The organism is Paracoccus sp. SSK6 (assembly GCF_039770665.1).
GTDB lineage: Bacteria > Pseudomonadota > Alphaproteobacteria > Rhodobacterales > Rhodobacteraceae > Paracoccus.
The window spans coordinates 49622-66142 of record NZ_JBDPNJ010000004.1 but is presented as its reverse complement, the minus strand read 5'-3'; the positions used below and the strand labels follow the sequence as shown (position 1 = coordinate 66142).

The window sequence follows — 16521 nt, the reverse complement described above, 5'->3', positions numbered from 1 at the left end:
CCCGGCGCATCATCGGATCGCGAGGAGGACAGGCGATGGTCAGTCCAAGAACGGCCGCGGCGATCGACCGCGTGAAGGCCAGCATCGAAAGCGAAGGCGTCCTGTCGATCAGCGGCATCCGCAAGGAGTTTCCGGGCGTGCTGGCGCTTGACGACGTGCAGTTGCGCATCCGCCCCGGCACCGTCCACGCCCTGATGGGCGAGAACGGCGCGGGCAAGTCCACGCTGATGAAGATCATCGCCGGCGTCTATCAGCCCGATGCCGGGGAAATCCGGCTGCGGGGGCAGGCCGTGGCGCTGCGTTCGCCGCTGGATGCGCTGGAGCAGGGGATCTCGATGATCCACCAGGAACTGGCGCTGATGAACTGGATGACCGTTGCCGAGAACATCTGGATCCGGCGCGAACCCAAGGGCGCCTTCGGCCTGATCGACCACAACAGGATGGCCGAGATGACGGCCGACCTGTTCGCGCGGCTGAACATCAGCCTCGACCCCCGCGCGCAGGTCAGCGAACTGACCGTGGCGCAAAAGCAGATGGTCGAGATCGCCAAGGCGGTTTCCCACAATTCCGACGTGCTCATCATGGACGAACCCACCTCGGCCCTGACCGAGCGCGAGGTGGAGCATCTGTTCGCCATCATCCGCGACCTGCGCGAACGCGGCATCGGCATCGTCTATATCACCCACAAGATGAACGAGCTGTTCGAGATCGCGGACGAGTTCACCGTCTTCCGCGACGGCAAGTATGTGGGCACGCACAACGCCTCCGACGTGACCCGCGACGACATCATCCGCATGATGGTGGGGCGCGAGATCACCAACATGTTCCCCAAGGTCGATTGCCCCATTGGCGACACGATCCTCGAGGTGCAGAACCTCACGCTTCCCGGCGTCTTCCACGACGTCTCCTTCACGCTCCGCCGGGGCGAGATCCTGGGCCTTGCCGGTCTGGTCGGATCGAAGCGGTCGAACGTGGCCGAGGCGCTGTTCGGCGTCCATCCCGCCGAAAGCGGCCGGATCCTGATCGACGGGCAGGAAGTCACCATCAAGACCCCCGCCCAGGCCATGGCGCACGGCATGGCCTTCCTGACCGAGGACCGCAAGGAAACCGGCTGCTTCCTGACGCTCGACTGCCTGGAAAACATCCAGTCGGCGCTGATTACCCGCAGCCATGTCAGGAACGGCTTTGTCCAGCAGCATGAGGTCAACCGGCTGGCCGAGGACATGGCCCGCACCCTGCGCGTCAAGACGCCGAACCTGCAGGAAACGGTCGAAAACCTGTCGGGCGGCAACCAGCAGAAGCTGCTGATCGCCCGCTGGCTTCTGACCAAGCCGCGCATCCTGATCCTGGACGAGCCCACCCGCGGCATCGACGTGGGCGCCAAGTCCGAAATCCACCGCCTGATCACGGAACTCGCCGCGCAGGGCGTCGCCGTCCTGATGATCTCCTCGGAACTGCCCGAGGTGCTGGGCATGTCCGACCGCATCATGGTCATGCACGAGGGCCATGTGTCGGGCTTCCTGGACCGCGCCGAGGCGGATCAGGTCAAGATCATGTCGCTTGCGGCCAAGTAAGGGAACCATCTGCATGAGCAGCCAAGACATTTCCGCCCGCGCCCCCGCGCGCCCGCCCCGCCGCCTGCCGACCGAGGTGAACATCCTTCTGGTCCTGATCGGCATCGCGCTTGTGTTCGAGATCCTGGGCTGGATCTTCCAGGGCCAGTCCTTCCTGTTTTCCTGGAACCGGCTCAAGATCATGATCCTGCAGGTGTCGGTGATCGGCATCATCGCCGTGGGGGTGACGCAGGTCATCATCTCGGGGGGGATCGACCTGTCCTCGGGGTCCGTGGTGGGCGCGGTGGCGATGGTGGCGATGTCCTTCGCCCAGGTCTCCACCTATGCCCGCGCGGTCTATCCGGCGCTGACCGACCTGCCGATGATCGTGCCCCTGCTGATCGGGCTTGGCTGCGGGGCCATCGTGGGCTTCGTCAACGGCTGGCTGATCGCATACACCAAGATCCCGCCCTTCATCGCCACGCTGGGCACGATGGTTACGGTGCGCGGCTTCGCCAAGTGGTACACCAAGGGCCAGCCGGTCAGCTTCCCGACCGAGGGCTTCGCCTGGATCGGATCGGGCATGATGCCGGTGGTGATCTTCATCATCGTGGCCGCGATCTTCCATGTGGCGATGAAATACACCCGCTATGGCAAGTTCACCTATGCCATCGGCGCCAATGCCCAGGCTGCCCGCGTGTCCGGCATCGACGTGGAGCGCCACCTGGTCAAGGTCTATGTGATCGCAGCCATGCTGGCGGCGCTTGCCGGGATGGTGGTGGCGGCGCGCGGCCAGACCGCGCAGGCCGGGATGGGGCTGGCCTATGAACTGGACGCCATCGCCATGGCGGTGATCGGGGGCGTGTCGCTGAACGGCGGGCGGGGCTCGATCCTGGGCACGGCCATCGGGATGATCATCTTCGGGGTCATCATCTCGGGCTTCACCTTCCTGCGGCTCGACGCCTACTACCAGGAGATGATCAAGGGCGCGATCGTCGTGGCCGCCGTGGTGGCCGATGTGCATCGGCAGCGCAAGCGCCGCAAGACCAACTGAAACACCGCGCGGCCTGCGTCGCGGGCCGCCCCCCCCATCCTCTTGTCCGACAAGGAAACCGCGATGACCAGATTGATCGCCACCACCGCTCTGTGCCTGACGCTTGCCGCCCCCGCCATGGCGGATACCCGGATCGGCGTCACCATGACCTCCTTCGACAACCCGTTCCTGACGATCCTTCTGAACGGCATCCGGGCCGAGGCCGAGCGGACCGAAGGCGTCACCCTGTCGGTCGAGGATGCCCAACTGGACGTGGCCAAGCAGTTGAACCAGGTGCAGAACTTCGTGGCGAACGGCGTCGATGCGATCATCGTGAACGCGGTCGATGGCGACAGCACCGCCGCCATCACCGCCGCAGCGACCGGGGCGGGGATTCCGCTGGTCTATGTGAATCACCCGCCCGCCGAACTGGACACCGGGATGCCAGAGGGCACGGGCTATGTCGGATCGCAGGAAACCGACGCGGGCCGCCTGGAGGCCGCAGCCGTCTGCAAGGCGCTTGAAGGGCGCGAGAATCCCAAGGCCGTGATCCTGATGGGCCCCCTGGAAAACCACGCGGCCCTGGTGCGCACCCGGATGGTCGAGGAGGCCTTTGCCCAGCCTGACTGCCAGGTCGAGATCATCGAAAAGCAGGTCGCCAACTGGAACCGCGTGCAGGCCCAGGATCTGGTCACGTCCTGGATGACGGCGGGCCTGGAATTCGACGCCATCGTCGCCAACAACGATGAAATGGCGATCGGTGCCGCGCAGGCGCTGGCCGCGACCACCGGCAAGGGCGACATCGTCATCGCGGGCATCGACGCCACCGCCGACGGGCTTGCCGCGATGGAGGCCGGGCAGATGGACGTGACCGTCTATCAGAACGCGACGGGGCAGGGCGAGCAGGCGGTGCGTGCCGCCGTCGCCGCCGCTGCGGGCGAAAAGATCGAACCCGAACACTGGATCCCCTTCGAGCCCGTCACGCCCGAGAACATGGCCGATTACCAGAAATGATCCTGCCCGCCGTCCGTTTCTCCTCCGCGGATGGCGGCAAGGGCAGGGCGGGGCACCCACTGTCCCGCCCTCGCGAACCTTTTCCAGAGACGCCCGATGAAACACACGCTTGACCCGCACATGATCCGCCACCTGTCGCTGGAGGATACCGTCCGCAAGGTGGCCGAGCTTGGCTATGACCATGTGGAAATGTCGCCCCGCCCGGACTTCTTTTCCTGGTGGACGCGTCCGAAGCTGTATCCAGAGCGGATCAAGAGCTTCAAGCAGGCGCTGCGCGACACCGGCGTGGGCCTTGCCTCGATCCAGCCGATGTATCGCTGGGCCAGCCCCTATCCCGACGAATGGGAGGTGGCGATCGACAACTGGAAGCGCGCCATCGAATTCGCCGTGGAACTGGAATGTCCCCTGTTCGTCAGCGAATTCGGACGCGGTGGCAGCCCCGACCGCAGCCTGAACGACCGTTCCGGCCTGCACCGCCCCGAGACCTGCGAAGGCGCCTTCTTCCGCGCCATGGACGTGCTGGTGCCGATCCTGGAACGCGAGGGGATCAAGCTGTCGCTGGAGGCCCACCCCGAGGACTGGCTTGAGGAAATCGCCCCGGCGGTGGACATCATCAAGACCATCAATTCGCCCATGGTGCGCGCCTCCTTCATCGCGCCGCATACCTTCTTCTACGGCCCCGACATGGTGGCGAACCTGCGCGCGACCGAAGGGCTGCTGGAACATGTCCGCCTTGCCGACACCTATGACCACACCAAGTCCTCGCAACTGCGATACATCGTCAACCCGCCCGGATCGAAGGTGCGCGTCCACCAGCACACCGATTTCGGCCAGGGCGAGATCGACTGGGACACCTTCTTCGCCACGCTGGCCGACATGAAGTTCGACGGCGTGCTGTCGAACTGCGTCTTCGCCTGGGAAGACCGCGCCGAGGACAGCGCCCGATACATGCTGTCGGAAACCAAACGCTACGTCGAAAAATACTGGAAGTGAGACCCAACATGACCGTCAGAATTGGTGTCATCGGCACCGGAGCCATCGGCCGCGACCATGCGCGCCGCATCAACCAGGTGCTGTCGGGCGGCACCATCACCGCGCTGTCGGACGTGAACCGCGCCTCTGCCGAGGCCGCCCGCGCCGACATCGCCCCCGATGCGACGGTCTTCGAGACGGGCGAGGACCTGATCGCATCCAACCAGGTCGATGCCGTGCTGGTCACCTCCTGGGGCGCGACGCATGAACAATATGTCCTGGCCGCCATTGCCGCCGGCAAGCCCTGCTTCTGCGAAAAGCCGCTGGCCACGACCGCCGAGGGCGCCAAGCGCATCGTCGATGCCGAAGTGGCGCACGGCAAGCGGCTGGTGCAGGTCGGCTTTATGCGCCGCTACGACGAAGGCTACGCTGCGCTGAAGAAGGTGGTGGACGGGCAGATCGGGGCACCGATCATGGTCCATGCCGCGCATCGCAACCCGACCGTGCCGGAAGCCTATACCACGCCCATGGCGATCCACGACACGCTGATCCACGAGATCGACGTGTTCCGATGGCTGCTGGACGACGACTATGTCTCGGCCCGCGTGACCTTCCCGCGTTCTGCCGTGCGCAGCCATGCGAAGCTGCGCGACCCGCAGATCGTGACGCTGGTGACGGCCAAGGGCACGGTGATCGACACCGAGATCTTCGTGAACTGCCATTACGGCTACGACATCCAGTGCGAGGTCGTGGGCGAGGACGGCATTGCGAAACTGCCCGAGCCGATGGCCATCCAGACGCGCCTGAACGCCAGCCTGCAAAACCCGATCCTGACCGACTGGAAGGACCGCTTCGTGGCCTCCTATGACGTGGAACTGCAGGACTTCCTCAAGGCCGCTGCGCAGGGCACGGCATCCGGCCCGACCTCCTGGGATGGCTACATGGCCGCTGTCACCTCTGACGCCTGCGTCAAGGCGCAGGAAGCCGAGGGCGAGATGATCGCCATCACCTATCCCGACCGCCCCGCCCTTTACGCCCAAGGCTGATCCATGCGCTTTGCCCTGAACCACATCGCCGCGCCGAAACTGTCGCTGCCCGACTTCTTCGCCACCGCCCGCGCGCTTGGCGCGACCGAGGTCGAGATCCGCAACGACCTGCCCGACATCGTCGGCACCTGGGATCCCGCCGAGGTGAAGGCCGAGGCCGGGAAGGCGGGCGTCACCATCGTCTCGATCAACGCGCTTTATCCCTTCAATGTCTGGGCGGGCGACCTGCCCGCGCGGGCCGAGGACATGGCCGACTATGCCGCCGCCTGCGGGGCCAAGGCGCTTGTCATGTGCCCGCTGAACGACGGCACGCCCGTGGAGTTCGACCGCACGGTGGGCGCGCTGCGGGCCATGAAGACGATCCTCGACACGCGCGGCCTGACCGGGCTGGTGGAACCGCTGGGCTTCCCGATCTCGTCCCTGCGGACCAAGGCCGAGGCGATCCGCGCCATCCAGGCGGCGGGGGGCGAGGGCACCTACAAGCTGGTCCACGACACTTTCCACCACCATCTGGCGGGGGAAACCGAGCTCTTCCCGAACTGGACCGGCCTCGTCCATATCTCGGGCGTGATCCATCCCGACGTGTCGGTGGCCGACATGCTGGACGCGCATCGCGTGCTGGTGGATGACCAGGACCGGCTGGAAAACCTGCCCCAGATCCGGGCCCTGTTGGAGGCGGGCTATGACGGCCCCTTCAGCTTCGAGCCCTTCGCGCCCGAGGTTCACGACGCCGCCGACCCCAAGGGGGCGCTGAAGGACAGCATGGCCTTCGTTTCCGCGCAGCTTTGACCCAAGACAAGGACCGATCCCATGACCAAGACCCTTGACCTTCTGACGATTGGCCGCGCGGGCGTGGATCTCTATGGCGCGCAGGTGGGCGGGCGGCTTGAGGACATGGGGTCGTTCCGCAAGTATATCGGCGGCAGCCCCACCAACATCGCCTGCGGGACGGCGCGGCTCGGGCTGCGCTCGGGCCTCATCACGCGGGTGGGCGACGAGCACATGGGCCGCTTCATCCGCGAGCAGCTGGTGCGCGAGGGCGTGGATGTGCGCGGCGTCGCGACCGATCCCGAGCGGCTGACGGCGCTGGTGATCCTGGGCATCCGGGATCAGGAGCAGTTCCCGCTGATCTTCTATCGGGCCGACTGCGCGGACATGGCGCTCTGCGAGGACGACATCGACGAGGCGCTGATCGCCGAGGCCCGCGCGGTGCTGGCGACCGGCACGCATCTGAGCCATCCCCGCACGGAAGCCGCCGTCATCAAGGCGCTGGAACTGGCCCGCAGGCACGGCGCGCGCACGGCGCTCGACATCGACTATCGCCCGAACCTCTGGGGTCTGGCGGGGCATGGCGCGGGCGAAAGCCGCTTCGTGGAAAGCGCGGCGGTGACGGCCCGGCTGCAGGCGACGCTGCACCTGTTCGACCTGATCGTGGGCACCGAGGAGGAGTTCCACATCGCGGGCGGCTCGACCGACACCATCACGGCGCTGCGCAATGTGCGCGCGATCACGCCGGCCACGCTGGTCTGCAAGCGGGGTGCTGCGGGCGCGGTGGCCTTCACCGGCGCCATTCCCGACACGCTGGATGAGGGCGAAACCGGCCCCGGCTTTCCCATCGAGGTGTTCAACGTCCTTGGCGCGGGCGACGGCTTCTTTTCCGGGCTGATGAAGGGCTGGCTGGACGGCGAGCCCTGGCCGAAGGCCCTCGAATACGCCAATGCCTGCGGCGCCCTGGCCGTCAGCCGCCACGGCTGCACGCCCGCCTATCCCTCGCTGGCCGAGTTGGAGTTCTTCCTCAAGCGCGGCGTCATCCGCCCCGACCTGCGCAATGACGCGGAACTGGAACAGGTCCACTGGGCCACGAACCGCCAGCGGCGCACCGGGGGCGACTGGTCCACGATGCGGGTCTTTGCCTTCGACCACCGGATGCAGCTGGAACAGATGCCGGGTTACACGCTGGAAAAGGGCGGCGCCTTCAAGGAGCTGTGCCTGAAGGCCGCATTGCAGGTGCAGGGCGGCAAGGCGGGATACGGCATCCTCTGCGACAACCGCATCGGGCGGGACGCGCTGCACGCGGCATCCGGCACCGGCCTCTGGATCGGGCGGCCCGCCGAATGGCCCGGATCGCGGCCGCTGGAACTGGAGCCGGACCTGGGCCTCGACTGCGGCGGCCTGGAAGGCTGGGCGCGCGAGAACGTGGTCAAGGTTCTGTGCTTCTGCCACCCGGACGACGACGCGGCCATGCGCGCCGGGCAGGAGGAGACGGTGAAGCGCCTGTTCCAGGCCGCACGCCGCAACGACCTTGAGTTCCTCTTGGAGATCATCCCGTCGAAGGTCGGCCCGGTGGACAACGAGACCACCGCCACGCTGATCCGGCAGTTCTATGCGGCTGGCGTGTATCCAGACTGGTGGAAGCTGGAGCCGATGACCTCGCCTGTCGCTTGGCGCAAGGCCATCGCCGCCATCGAGGAGAACGACCCCAACACCCGCGGCATCGTGGTGCTGGGCCTCGATGCGCCAGAGGCGGAACTGGCCGAGAGCTTCGCGGTCGCCGCAAGCTATCCCCTGGTGCGGGGCTTTGCGGTCGGGCGGACCATCTTCGGCGCGGTGGCCCGCGCCTGGCTGGACGGCGACCTGACCGATGAGGAGGCCGTGGCCGAGATGGCGCGGCGCTATGGCCGCCTTTGCGGCATCTGGGACAAGGCCCGCGCGGGCGCGCAGGTGGCGGCATGAACCGGCCGCTGAGCAGGGGCGACACGGGCTCCGCCATGACGGAACAGGCAAGAGGTGCAGGGATGAGCGGAACGATCAGGCTGACGGCGGCGCAGGCCATGGTCCGCTGGCTGTCGGTGCAGATGACGGAAGATGGCGAGCGCTTCGTCGAAGGCTGCTGGGCGATCTTCGGCCATGGCAACGTCGCGGGCATCGGCGAGGCGCTGCACGGCATCGGCGACGCCTTCCCGACCTGGCGGGGCCAGAACGAACAGACCATGGCCCATGCCGCCATCGCCTATGCCAAGGCCAGCAAGCGCCGCCGCGCCCATGCCGTGACAAGCTCCATCGGGCCGGGTGCCACCAACATGGTGACGGCGGCGGCGCTGGCCCATGTGAACCGCCTGCCGGTGCTGTTCATCGCGGGCGATGTCTTCGCCTCGCGCCGCCCCGATCCCGTCCTGCAGCAGGTCGAGGACTTCGACGACGGCACCGTCAGCGCCAACGACTGCTTCCGCCCGGTGGTGCGCTATTTCGACCGCATCCAGCGGCCCGAGCAACTGCTGACGGCGCTGCCCCGCGCGCTGCGGGTGATGACCGATCCGGCGAACTGCGGGCCCGTCTGCCTCGCCTTTTGCCAGGACACGCAGGCGGAAGCATACGACTGGCCCGAGGCCTTCTTCGAGCCACGCATCTGGCGCATCCGCCGCCCGGAACCCGACGCGCAGGAACTGGCCGAGGTGGCGGACCTGATCCGCGCGGCCAAACGCCCCGCCATCGTCGCGGGCGGGGGCGTGATCTATTCCGGGGCCGAAGCGGCGCTGTCGGCCTTTGCCGCCCGCCACGGCATCCCGGTGGCCGAGACGCAGGCGGGCAAGTCGGCGCTGGCGCAAGGCGATCCGATGAACTTCGGCGCATCGGGCGTGGATGGATCCGCCGCCGCCAACGCGGTCTTGCGGGACGCGGATCTGGTGATCGGCGTCGGCACGCGGTTGCAGGATTTCACCACCGGCTCGCGGACCATGTTCGCGGCGGATGCCAAGCTCGTGTCGATCAACGTCCATGGATACGACGCGGCCAAGCATGGCGCGGTGCCGCTGGTGTCGGACGCCCGCGTGGCGCTGGAGAAGCTGACGGCGGCGCTTGGCGACCACACGGCCGCGTTCGACCCCGCCCCGCGCGCCGCCTGGCTGGCCGCCGTCGATGCCCATTGCGCCGCGCCCGCACCGGGCAACGACCTTCCCAACGACGCCCAGGTAATCGGCGCCGTCCAACGCGCCGCCCCCGACGCCATCGCCATGTGCGCCGCCGGCACCATGCCCGGCGCGCTGAAGCTTCTGTGGCAGCCCGCGCAGGGCGGATACCACATGGAATACGGATATTCCTGCATGGGCTACGAGGTGGCGGGCGCCATGGGGATCAAGCTGGCGCTGCCTTCCCGCGAGGTGATCTGCTTCGTGGGCGACGGCAGCTACATGATGGCCAACAGCGAGCTGGCCACGGCGGTGATGCGGCGGATCCCCTTCACGGTGGTCCTGACCGACAACCGGGGCTACGGCTGCATCAACCGCCTGCAGCAGGTCTGCGGGGGCGAACCCTTCAACAACCTGTATGCAAACTGCAACGTCGAGGACCAGCCGCAGATCGACTATGTGGCCCATGCGGGCTCCATGGGCGCCCATGCCGTCAAGGCCAGCGGCATCGCCGAGCTTGAGGCGCAGATCGCTGCCGCGCGGAACCGCCCAATCCCCACGGTGATCGTGATCGACACCACCGCCAAGGACGGCCCCGCCCATGGCCTGACGGACGAGGCCGGCCACTGGTGGGACGTGGCCGTGCCCGCCGTGGGCGGCACGGACCGGCTGCGCGAGGCCTATCAGACCTATCTGGAAAACGCCGCCCGCGCGCGGCTGGTGAACTGAGGAAAGACACCCATGATCCGCTATGGCACCAACCCCATCGCCTGGGCCAATGACGACGACCAGACCATCGGCGCCCATATCCCGACCGAGCAGATCCTGCACGAGGCGGGCGAGGTGATCGGCTTCGATGGCATCGAGAACGGCCATCGCTGGCCCGACGACCCGCAGGCGCTCAAGGAACTGCTGGGAGGGTATGGGCTGAAGTTCATCTCGGGCTGGTATTCGACCAACCTGCTGGTGGGCAGCGTCGAGGACGAGATCGCGGCGGTCCAGCCGCATCTGGCCAAGCTCAAGGCCAATGGCTGCACGGTTTGCATCGCCTGCGAATGCTCGAACACCGTGCATGGCAATCCCGGCGTGCCGGTGAACGATCGCCCGCGCCTGGACGCAGAGGAGATGGCAGCCTTCGGCGCCAAGATCGAGGCCTTCGCGGCCTACCTGGCCTCCCAGGGCATCACGCTTGCCTATCACCACCACATGGGCACGGTCGTGGAATCGCCCGAGGAGATCGACGCCTTCATGGCCGCCACCGGACCCGCCACGCATCTGCTGTTCGACGCGGGCCACTGCACCTTCGGCGGCGGCAACCCCGAGGCGGTCCTGCGCAAGCACGCCGCCCGCGTGGCCCATTTCCACGCCAAGAACATCCGCCGCCCCGTCACGCAGCGGGTCCGCGACGAGAACCTGTCCTTCCTGCAAGGCGTCCTGGCCGGGGCCTTCACCGTGCCGGGCGATCCCGAAGGCGCCATCGACTTCGTGCCCCTGCTGCGCATCCTGGCCGAGAGCGGCTATGACGGCTGGCTGGTGATCGAGGCCGAGCAGGATCCCGACAAGCGGAACCCGCTGGAATACCAGTCGCTGGGGCTGAAGTCGCTCAAGGCCGCAGCGCGCGAAGCCGGACTGGACCGCGCGGCGGCGGCCTGAGCGGAACCCGCCGTCCCGGCGGCGATTCCGGTGTACGGGCTGTGTACGGCCCGTGCACCCGCGCCGCACCGCCCGTGCCGCGCAAGACCCAGCATTTGCTGGCCCAGGCGGCTCTGCCCGCCGCTCCCGCGCAACAGGCAGCGCGCGCCCGTTGCGCCCCCACCCGAGGAGACCCCGATGCCCAACCTTCTTCGCAGACCCTTCGGCAGCCATGGCGAGGTCCACCGCATCACGCCGCAATCGGCGGGCTGGCGCTATGTGGGCTTCACGCTCCACCGCCTGCGCGCGGGCGAGACGGCGACCGATGCCACCGGCGGGAACGAGGCGATCTTGGTGATGGTCGAGGGCAAGGCCCGCATCCAGGCCGCAGGCCAGGACTGGGGCGAGTTGGGGGACCGCATGGATGTCTTCGAAAAGACCCCGCCGCATTGCCTGTATGTCCCCAACGGCCAGGATTGGCGGGCCGAGGCCGCGACCGACTGCACCATCGCCGTCTGCACCGCGCCGGGCCGGGGCGGGCATCCCGCGCGCCGCATCGGGCCGGACGGAATCACGCTCACGCAGCGGGGCACGGGGCCCAACACCCGCTGGATCAACAACATCGCCATGGAGGCCGAGGACTGGTGCGACAGCCTGCTGGTGACCGAGGTCTTCACGCCCGCCGGCAACTGGTCCAGCTACCCAAGCCACCGCCATGACGAGGACGACTTCCCCCGCATCACCTATCTGGAGGAAACCTACTACCACCGCCTGAACCCCAAGGATGGTTGGGCCGTGCAAAGGGTTTACACCGATGACGGCTCGCTCGACGAGGTGATGGCGGTCAGGGACGGCGACGTGGTGCTGGTCCCGCGCGGCCACCACCCCTGCGGCGCCCCGCATGGGTTCGAGCTCTACTACCTCAACGTCATGGCAGGCCCGCGCCGCGCCTGGCGCTTCGTCGCCGCGCCAGAGGTCGAAAGCGTCATCGCAGGGGACGGGTGAGGCGGGGGGCAGCCTGTGCGCTATGGCGGGTGCCGTAGTCAAGGCACGCCGCGAAAAAACGCTGCCCGGCGTCGGCAGCATTGAGGTTCTAAACGAGTTTGCTCCTCAGAGGTATCGAGCTGGTCCCGGATTGACGTCAGCTTGAACCGGTCGAGCATTGCCACCAGCGTTTCGTGATCAACCGCTGTCATCACCAGCCTCCTCCGACAACCGCTTCATACTCGGCAAGCGGACGCAGCAAGGCAGGTACCTGGATGCTCGGCGTCGGTTCTTTCTGGCCCGGCCCGTTACCAATCAGCCCGATCAGATGCGCCTTGTCGGTGATCCGCTGGCGGCGGCTCTCGCAGACGGGATGGTCGGCCACAACGTCGTCGGCGTGACGCACGATTGCGCGGCCAGCAATGACCATGACCTGCACGGTCTCGCCGACCAGGCGCGAGGGCACCGAGTAGCTGTTGGTATCAAGGTCAATTGCGCAGTCGGGACGAACCTTGCGGATCAGATCGCGCAACTGACCGAACGGAGCACGGCTGCCCAAGGGGCGCAGCGCGCCGGCCTCATCGGCAAACCTCGCGATCGGCAACTCGCCGGTCGTGCCATGCACACGCTGATCGGCAATCTCTCGGTTCCACTGGTCAAGATGGGCAACGAACGCGCCCCAGGACGGGAAGCGCCGTCCGGCGATCGCATTGTGCTTCACATAGCCGACGCCGCGTTCGTCCTTGCCCTTTGTGCGGGCTCGATAGGGAGCACAGGCCTTCGGCTTGAAGCCCCAGTAGCGGGCGAAAGCGTGAAGCCGGCCGTTGAACCGGACCTCTCGCGTTGCCGTGTCATGGTGCTCGACCAAGGCCTTGGCGTTGTCAAACAGGATCTCGGTTGGCACGCCTCCAAAGTGCAGAAAGGTCTCCTCCATACCTTCGAACCAATCCATCTGCCGCTCGCGGAGCGACGGACGGATATGCATCCGGCGCGAGTAGCCGAGGGTGCCGACAAACAGATGCACGCGGAAGCTCCTTGGCAATCCACATCCGGTGGCCTTGCAGAAGGAACGGTCTGGGACGGGACCGCCATCGGCGGAAGACCGGGGCAGGGGCTGGCTGTTTGACTTCCTGCCGGCCGCCGGATTATCCGAAGGGACACCGTGGCAAGGATCAGGATAACCCGTGTCCCGCACCTCCCTTGTCGAAGCGCTGACAGATGACCTGCCGCTGACGGCCGGATCCTTTATCGTCACCGTCTATGGCGACGTGGTCGTGCCGCGCGGCGAGGTCTTGTGGATCGGCAGCCTGATCGCGATCTGCGCCCGCATCGGCATCCGCGAAAACCTGGTCCGCACCGCCGTGTCGCGCTTGGTGGCTGCGGGACGGCTGGAGGGCGAGCGGGTGGGGCGGCGCAGCTTTTATCGCCTGGCACCCTCGGCCCGCGCGGAATTTGCCGATGCCGCACGGCTGCTTTATGCGCGGCACCAGCCCTCGGGCGACTGGCTGGTGGTGCTGGACCCCGACATGCCCGAGGATCTGGCCCGCCGCTACCGCATGGCCCGGATGGGGGGCGACCTGTGGCTCTGCCCCGCGCGGGGCGAATTGCCGGCGACCGGGGGCCTGGTTCTGCGCGGGGTGCCGGTGGCCGGAATGAACCATCTGCCGGACCTCGCCGCCTTCTGGGATCTGGACGCGCTGGCTGCCGGGTATCGCATCGTGCTGGACCGCTTCGGGCCGCTGGCCGATGGTCCGGCCCTTGCCCCCGAGGATGCGCTGATCGCCCGGCTGCTGCTGGTTCATCTGTATCGCGGCGTGCTGCTGCGCGACCCCGGCCTGCCGCCGGATGCCTTGCCGCGCGACTGGCCGGGAACCAGGGCGCAGGCGCTGTTCCGCGATCTTTACACCGCCCTGACCCCCTTGGCCGAGGCGCATATCGCCCAAGTGATGGAAGGGGAGGACGGGCCGCTGGCCAAGGTCACGGCCCGGACGCAGGCAAGGCTGGCCGCCCTGGCTTGAAACATTACATCATCATCCACATTTCTCTTGGCGATGTAATGTGTCACCTGCTATAAGCTGACCAATCGGTCGGTGAATTGGGAGAATCATCGCCGCCATCTGAACATTCCAAGGGGGTCTTGCATGCCTGATGCCTTCATCTGCGACGCGATCCGCACGCCGGTCGGCCGTTATGGCGGTGCCTTGGCGACGATCCGCGCCGACGATCTGGCCGCGCTTCCGTTGCAGGCGCTGATGACGCGCAATCCCGATGTGGACTGGTCCGCCGTGGACGACGTGATCCTGGGCTGCGCCAACCAGGCGGGCGAGGATAACCGCAACGTGGCCCGCATGGCCGTGCTGCTGTCGGGGATGCCGATCGGCGTGCCGGGGACCACCGTTAATCGGCTCTGCGGGTCGGGCATGGACGCCATCGGCATGGCGGCACGCGCGATCCGGGCGGGCGATTGCGACTTCATGGTGGCCGGGGGCGTGGAAAGCATGACCCGCGCGCCCTTCGTGATGCCCAAGGCGGAAACCGCCTTTTCGCGCAGCAATGCCGTCTACGACACCACCATCGGCTGGCGTTTCCCGAACCCGGCGCTGCGCAAGGCTTACGGCACGGACTCGATGCCCGAAACCGCCGACAACGTGGCCGCCGATTACGGCATCAGCCGCGCCGACCAGGACGCCTTTGCCGCCCGGTCGCAAGACCGCTGGGCTGCCGCGCAGGCGGCGGGCGTCTTTCGCGACGAGATCGTGCCGGTGCATGTCCCGCAGAAAAAGGGCGATCATGTCACGGTGGACACCGACGAACACCCCCGTCCCGGCACCACGGTGGAAACGCTGGCCAAGCTGCGCGGCGTGAACGGCCCCGACCTGACGGTGACGGCGGGCAACGCATCCGGTGTGAATGATGGTGCGGCCGCGCTTGCGATCCTGTCCGAGGAAGCGGCCAGGGCGCAGGGACTGACCCCCAAGGCGCGGATCATCGCCATGGCGGCGGCGGGCGTGGAACCCCGCATCATGGGCGTCGGCCCGGTGCCTGCCGTGCGCAAGGTTCTGGCGCGCGCGGGCCTGTCGCTGGACCGGATGGATGTGATAGAATTGAACGAAGCCTTTGCTGCACAGGGGCTGGCCGTGCTTCGTGACCTGGGACTTGCCGACGACGACCCGCGCGTGAACCTGAATGGCGGGGCCATCGCCATCGGCCATCCGCTGGGCATGTCCGGCGCCCGGCTTGTCACCACCGCGATGTACCAACTGATCCGCAGCGGCGGACGATACGCGCTTTGCACCATGTGCGTGGGCGTGGGCCAGGGCATCGCCATCATCATCGAACGCGTCTGAAGGGGGGAACTGCCATGTATGCACAGATGGTCAAATCCGAAGGTTCGAAGTCCCGCGAGGAGATGACGCCCGAGGAGATCGCCTTTCAGGAGCGCATCGACCGCAACGAGAAGATCGAGCCGAAGGAATGGATGCCCGAAGGCTATCGCAAGACGCTGATCCGCCAGATCGGTCAGCACGCGCATAGCGAGATCGTGGGCCAGCTTCCCGAGGGCAACTGGATCACCCGCGCCCCCACGCTGGAACGCAAGGCGATCCTGCTGGCCAAGGTCCAGGACGAGGCGGGGCACGGCCTGTATCTGTATTGCGCCGCCGAAACCTTGGGCGTCAGCCGCGACGAGCTTCTGGAAAAGCTGCACAGCGGCAACATGAAGTATTCGTCGATCTTCAACTATCCCACGCTGACCTGGGCCGACATGGGCGCGGTCGGCTGGCTGGTCGATGGCGCGGCGATCATGAACCAGGTGCCGCTGCAGCGCACGTCCTATGGGCCCTATAGCCGCGCGATGATCCGCATCTGCAAGGAGGAATCGTTCCACCAGCGGCAGGGCTATGACATCATGATGAAGATGTGCGCGGGCACCCCGGAACAGAAGGCGATGGCGCAGGACGCGCTCAACCGCTTCTGGTATCCGGCGCTGATGATGTTCGGGCCCTCGGACAAGGCCTCGGTCCATTCCGCGCAGTCTATGGCGTGGAAGATCAAGATGAACACCAATGACGAATTGCGCCAGAAATTCGTGGACCAGACCGTCCCGCAAGCCGAATACCTGGGCTTGACCGTCCCCGACCCGGACCTGAAATGGAACGAGGACAAGGGCGGCTATGATTTCAGCGAACCCGACTGGTCCGAGTTCTTCGCCGTGATCGCCGGGAACGGCCCCTGCAACGCCGAACGCCTGGGCGCCCGCGTCAAGGCCTGGGAGGATGGCGCCTGGTTCCGCGACGGGCTGATGGCCCACGCCGCCAAGGCCGACGAACGCGCCCGCGCCGCCCGCCACGCCGCCGAATAACGACGGGCGCCAGTCCTTTACG

Annotated in this window: 14 protein-coding genes and 1 pseudogene; 13 read left to right on the top strand and 2 right to left on the bottom strand. The window is 67.0% G+C overall.

Translation table 11 applies throughout. The annotated features are described in order from the left end of the window. The first annotated feature begins 35 nt into the window (after positions 1–35). From AAIL68_RS04555 to iolB, 10 genes are all read left to right on the top strand, one after another. Positions 36–1574: a sugar ABC transporter ATP-binding protein gene (locus tag AAIL68_RS04555; RefSeq protein WP_347138368.1), complete on the top strand. Its 1539-nt coding sequence runs from the start codon at positions 36–38 to the stop codon at positions 1572–1574. A gap of 13 nt (positions 1575–1587) precedes the next feature. Then, positions 1588–2607: an ABC transporter permease gene (locus AAIL68_RS04550; RefSeq protein ID WP_347138366.1), complete on the top strand. Its 1020-nt coding sequence runs from the start codon at positions 1588–1590 to the stop codon at positions 2605–2607. Between the two features lie 63 nt (positions 2608–2670). Next, positions 2671–3600, top strand: a complete 930-nt coding sequence (locus tag AAIL68_RS04545; protein WP_347138365.1) for a substrate-binding domain-containing protein — start codon at positions 2671–2673, stop codon at positions 3598–3600. 96 nt (positions 3601–3696) lie between these two features. Beyond that, positions 3697–4593: a sugar phosphate isomerase/epimerase gene (locus tag AAIL68_RS04540; protein WP_347138364.1), complete on the top strand. Its 897-nt coding sequence runs from the start codon at positions 3697–3699 to the stop codon at positions 4591–4593. Positions 4594–4601: 8 nt separating this feature from the next. Further along, positions 4602–5618 carry a Gfo/Idh/MocA family oxidoreductase gene (locus AAIL68_RS04535; protein WP_347138363.1) on the top strand — a complete coding sequence of 339 codons (1017 nt, stop codon included), beginning with the start codon at positions 4602–4604 and terminating at the stop codon, positions 5616–5618. Positions 5619–5621: 3 nt separating this feature from the next. Beyond that, positions 5622–6407, top strand: coding sequence for a TIM barrel protein (locus AAIL68_RS04530; protein ID WP_347138362.1), 786 nt, complete (start codon positions 5622–5624; stop codon positions 6405–6407). A gap of 21 nt (positions 6408–6428) precedes the next feature. Then, entirely contained in the window at positions 6429–8351 is a 1923-nt protein-coding gene (gene iolC / locus AAIL68_RS04525) for a 5-dehydro-2-deoxygluconokinase (protein ID WP_347138361.1), read from the top strand. Positions 8352–8413: 62 nt separating this feature from the next. Next, entirely contained in the window at positions 8414–10252 is a 1839-nt protein-coding gene (gene iolD / locus AAIL68_RS04520; RefSeq protein WP_347138360.1) for a 3D-(3,5/4)-trihydroxycyclohexane-1,2-dione acylhydrolase (decyclizing), read from the top strand. Positions 10253–10264: 12 nt separating this feature from the next. Next, positions 10265–11176, top strand: a complete 912-nt coding sequence (gene iolE / locus AAIL68_RS04515) for a myo-inosose-2 dehydratase (RefSeq protein ID WP_347138359.1) — start codon at positions 10265–10267, stop codon at positions 11174–11176. Positions 11177–11353: 177 nt separating this feature from the next. After that, positions 11354–12160, top strand: coding sequence for a 5-deoxy-glucuronate isomerase (gene iolB, locus AAIL68_RS04510; RefSeq protein ID WP_347138358.1), 807 nt, complete (start codon positions 11354–11356; stop codon positions 12158–12160). A 38-nt stretch (positions 12161–12198) separates the two neighbouring features. On the opposite strand, the gene AAIL68_RS04505 is transcribed toward iolB, so the two are convergent. Together AAIL68_RS04505 and istA are read right to left on the bottom strand one after the other, a co-directional pair. After that, positions 12199–12351, bottom strand: coding sequence for a hypothetical protein (locus AAIL68_RS04505; RefSeq protein ID WP_347138357.1), 153 nt, complete (start codon positions 12349–12351; stop codon positions 12199–12201). Continuing rightward, positions 12351–13166, bottom strand: a pseudogene (istA, locus tag AAIL68_RS04500) (IS21 family transposase); the annotation flags it as partial. The gene AAIL68_RS04505 and the pseudogene istA, both read right to left, overlap by 1 nt. Positions 13167–13323: 157 nt before the next feature. Between istA and AAIL68_RS04495 the strand changes: the two are divergent. The 3 genes from AAIL68_RS04495 to paaA all read left to right on the top strand — a co-directional run bounded on the left by AAIL68_RS04495 (position 13324) and on the right by paaA (position 16499). Further along, complete coding sequence (locus AAIL68_RS04495; RefSeq protein WP_347138356.1) at positions 13324–14157, top strand: PaaX family transcriptional regulator C-terminal domain-containing protein; 834 nt, start codon at positions 13324–13326, stop codon at positions 14155–14157. A 123-nt stretch (positions 14158–14280) separates the two neighbouring features. Further along, on the top strand, positions 14281–15486 hold the full coding sequence (gene pcaF / locus AAIL68_RS04490; RefSeq protein WP_347138355.1) for a 3-oxoadipyl-CoA thiolase: 1206 nt from the start codon (positions 14281–14283) through the stop codon (positions 15484–15486). A gap of 14 nt (positions 15487–15500) precedes the next feature. Next, positions 15501–16499 (top strand): 1,2-phenylacetyl-CoA epoxidase subunit PaaA, encoded by a 999-nt coding sequence (gene paaA / locus AAIL68_RS04485; RefSeq protein WP_347138354.1) that lies wholly within the window; start codon positions 15501–15503, stop codon positions 16497–16499. The last annotated feature ends 22 nt before the right edge of the window (positions 16500–16521 follow it).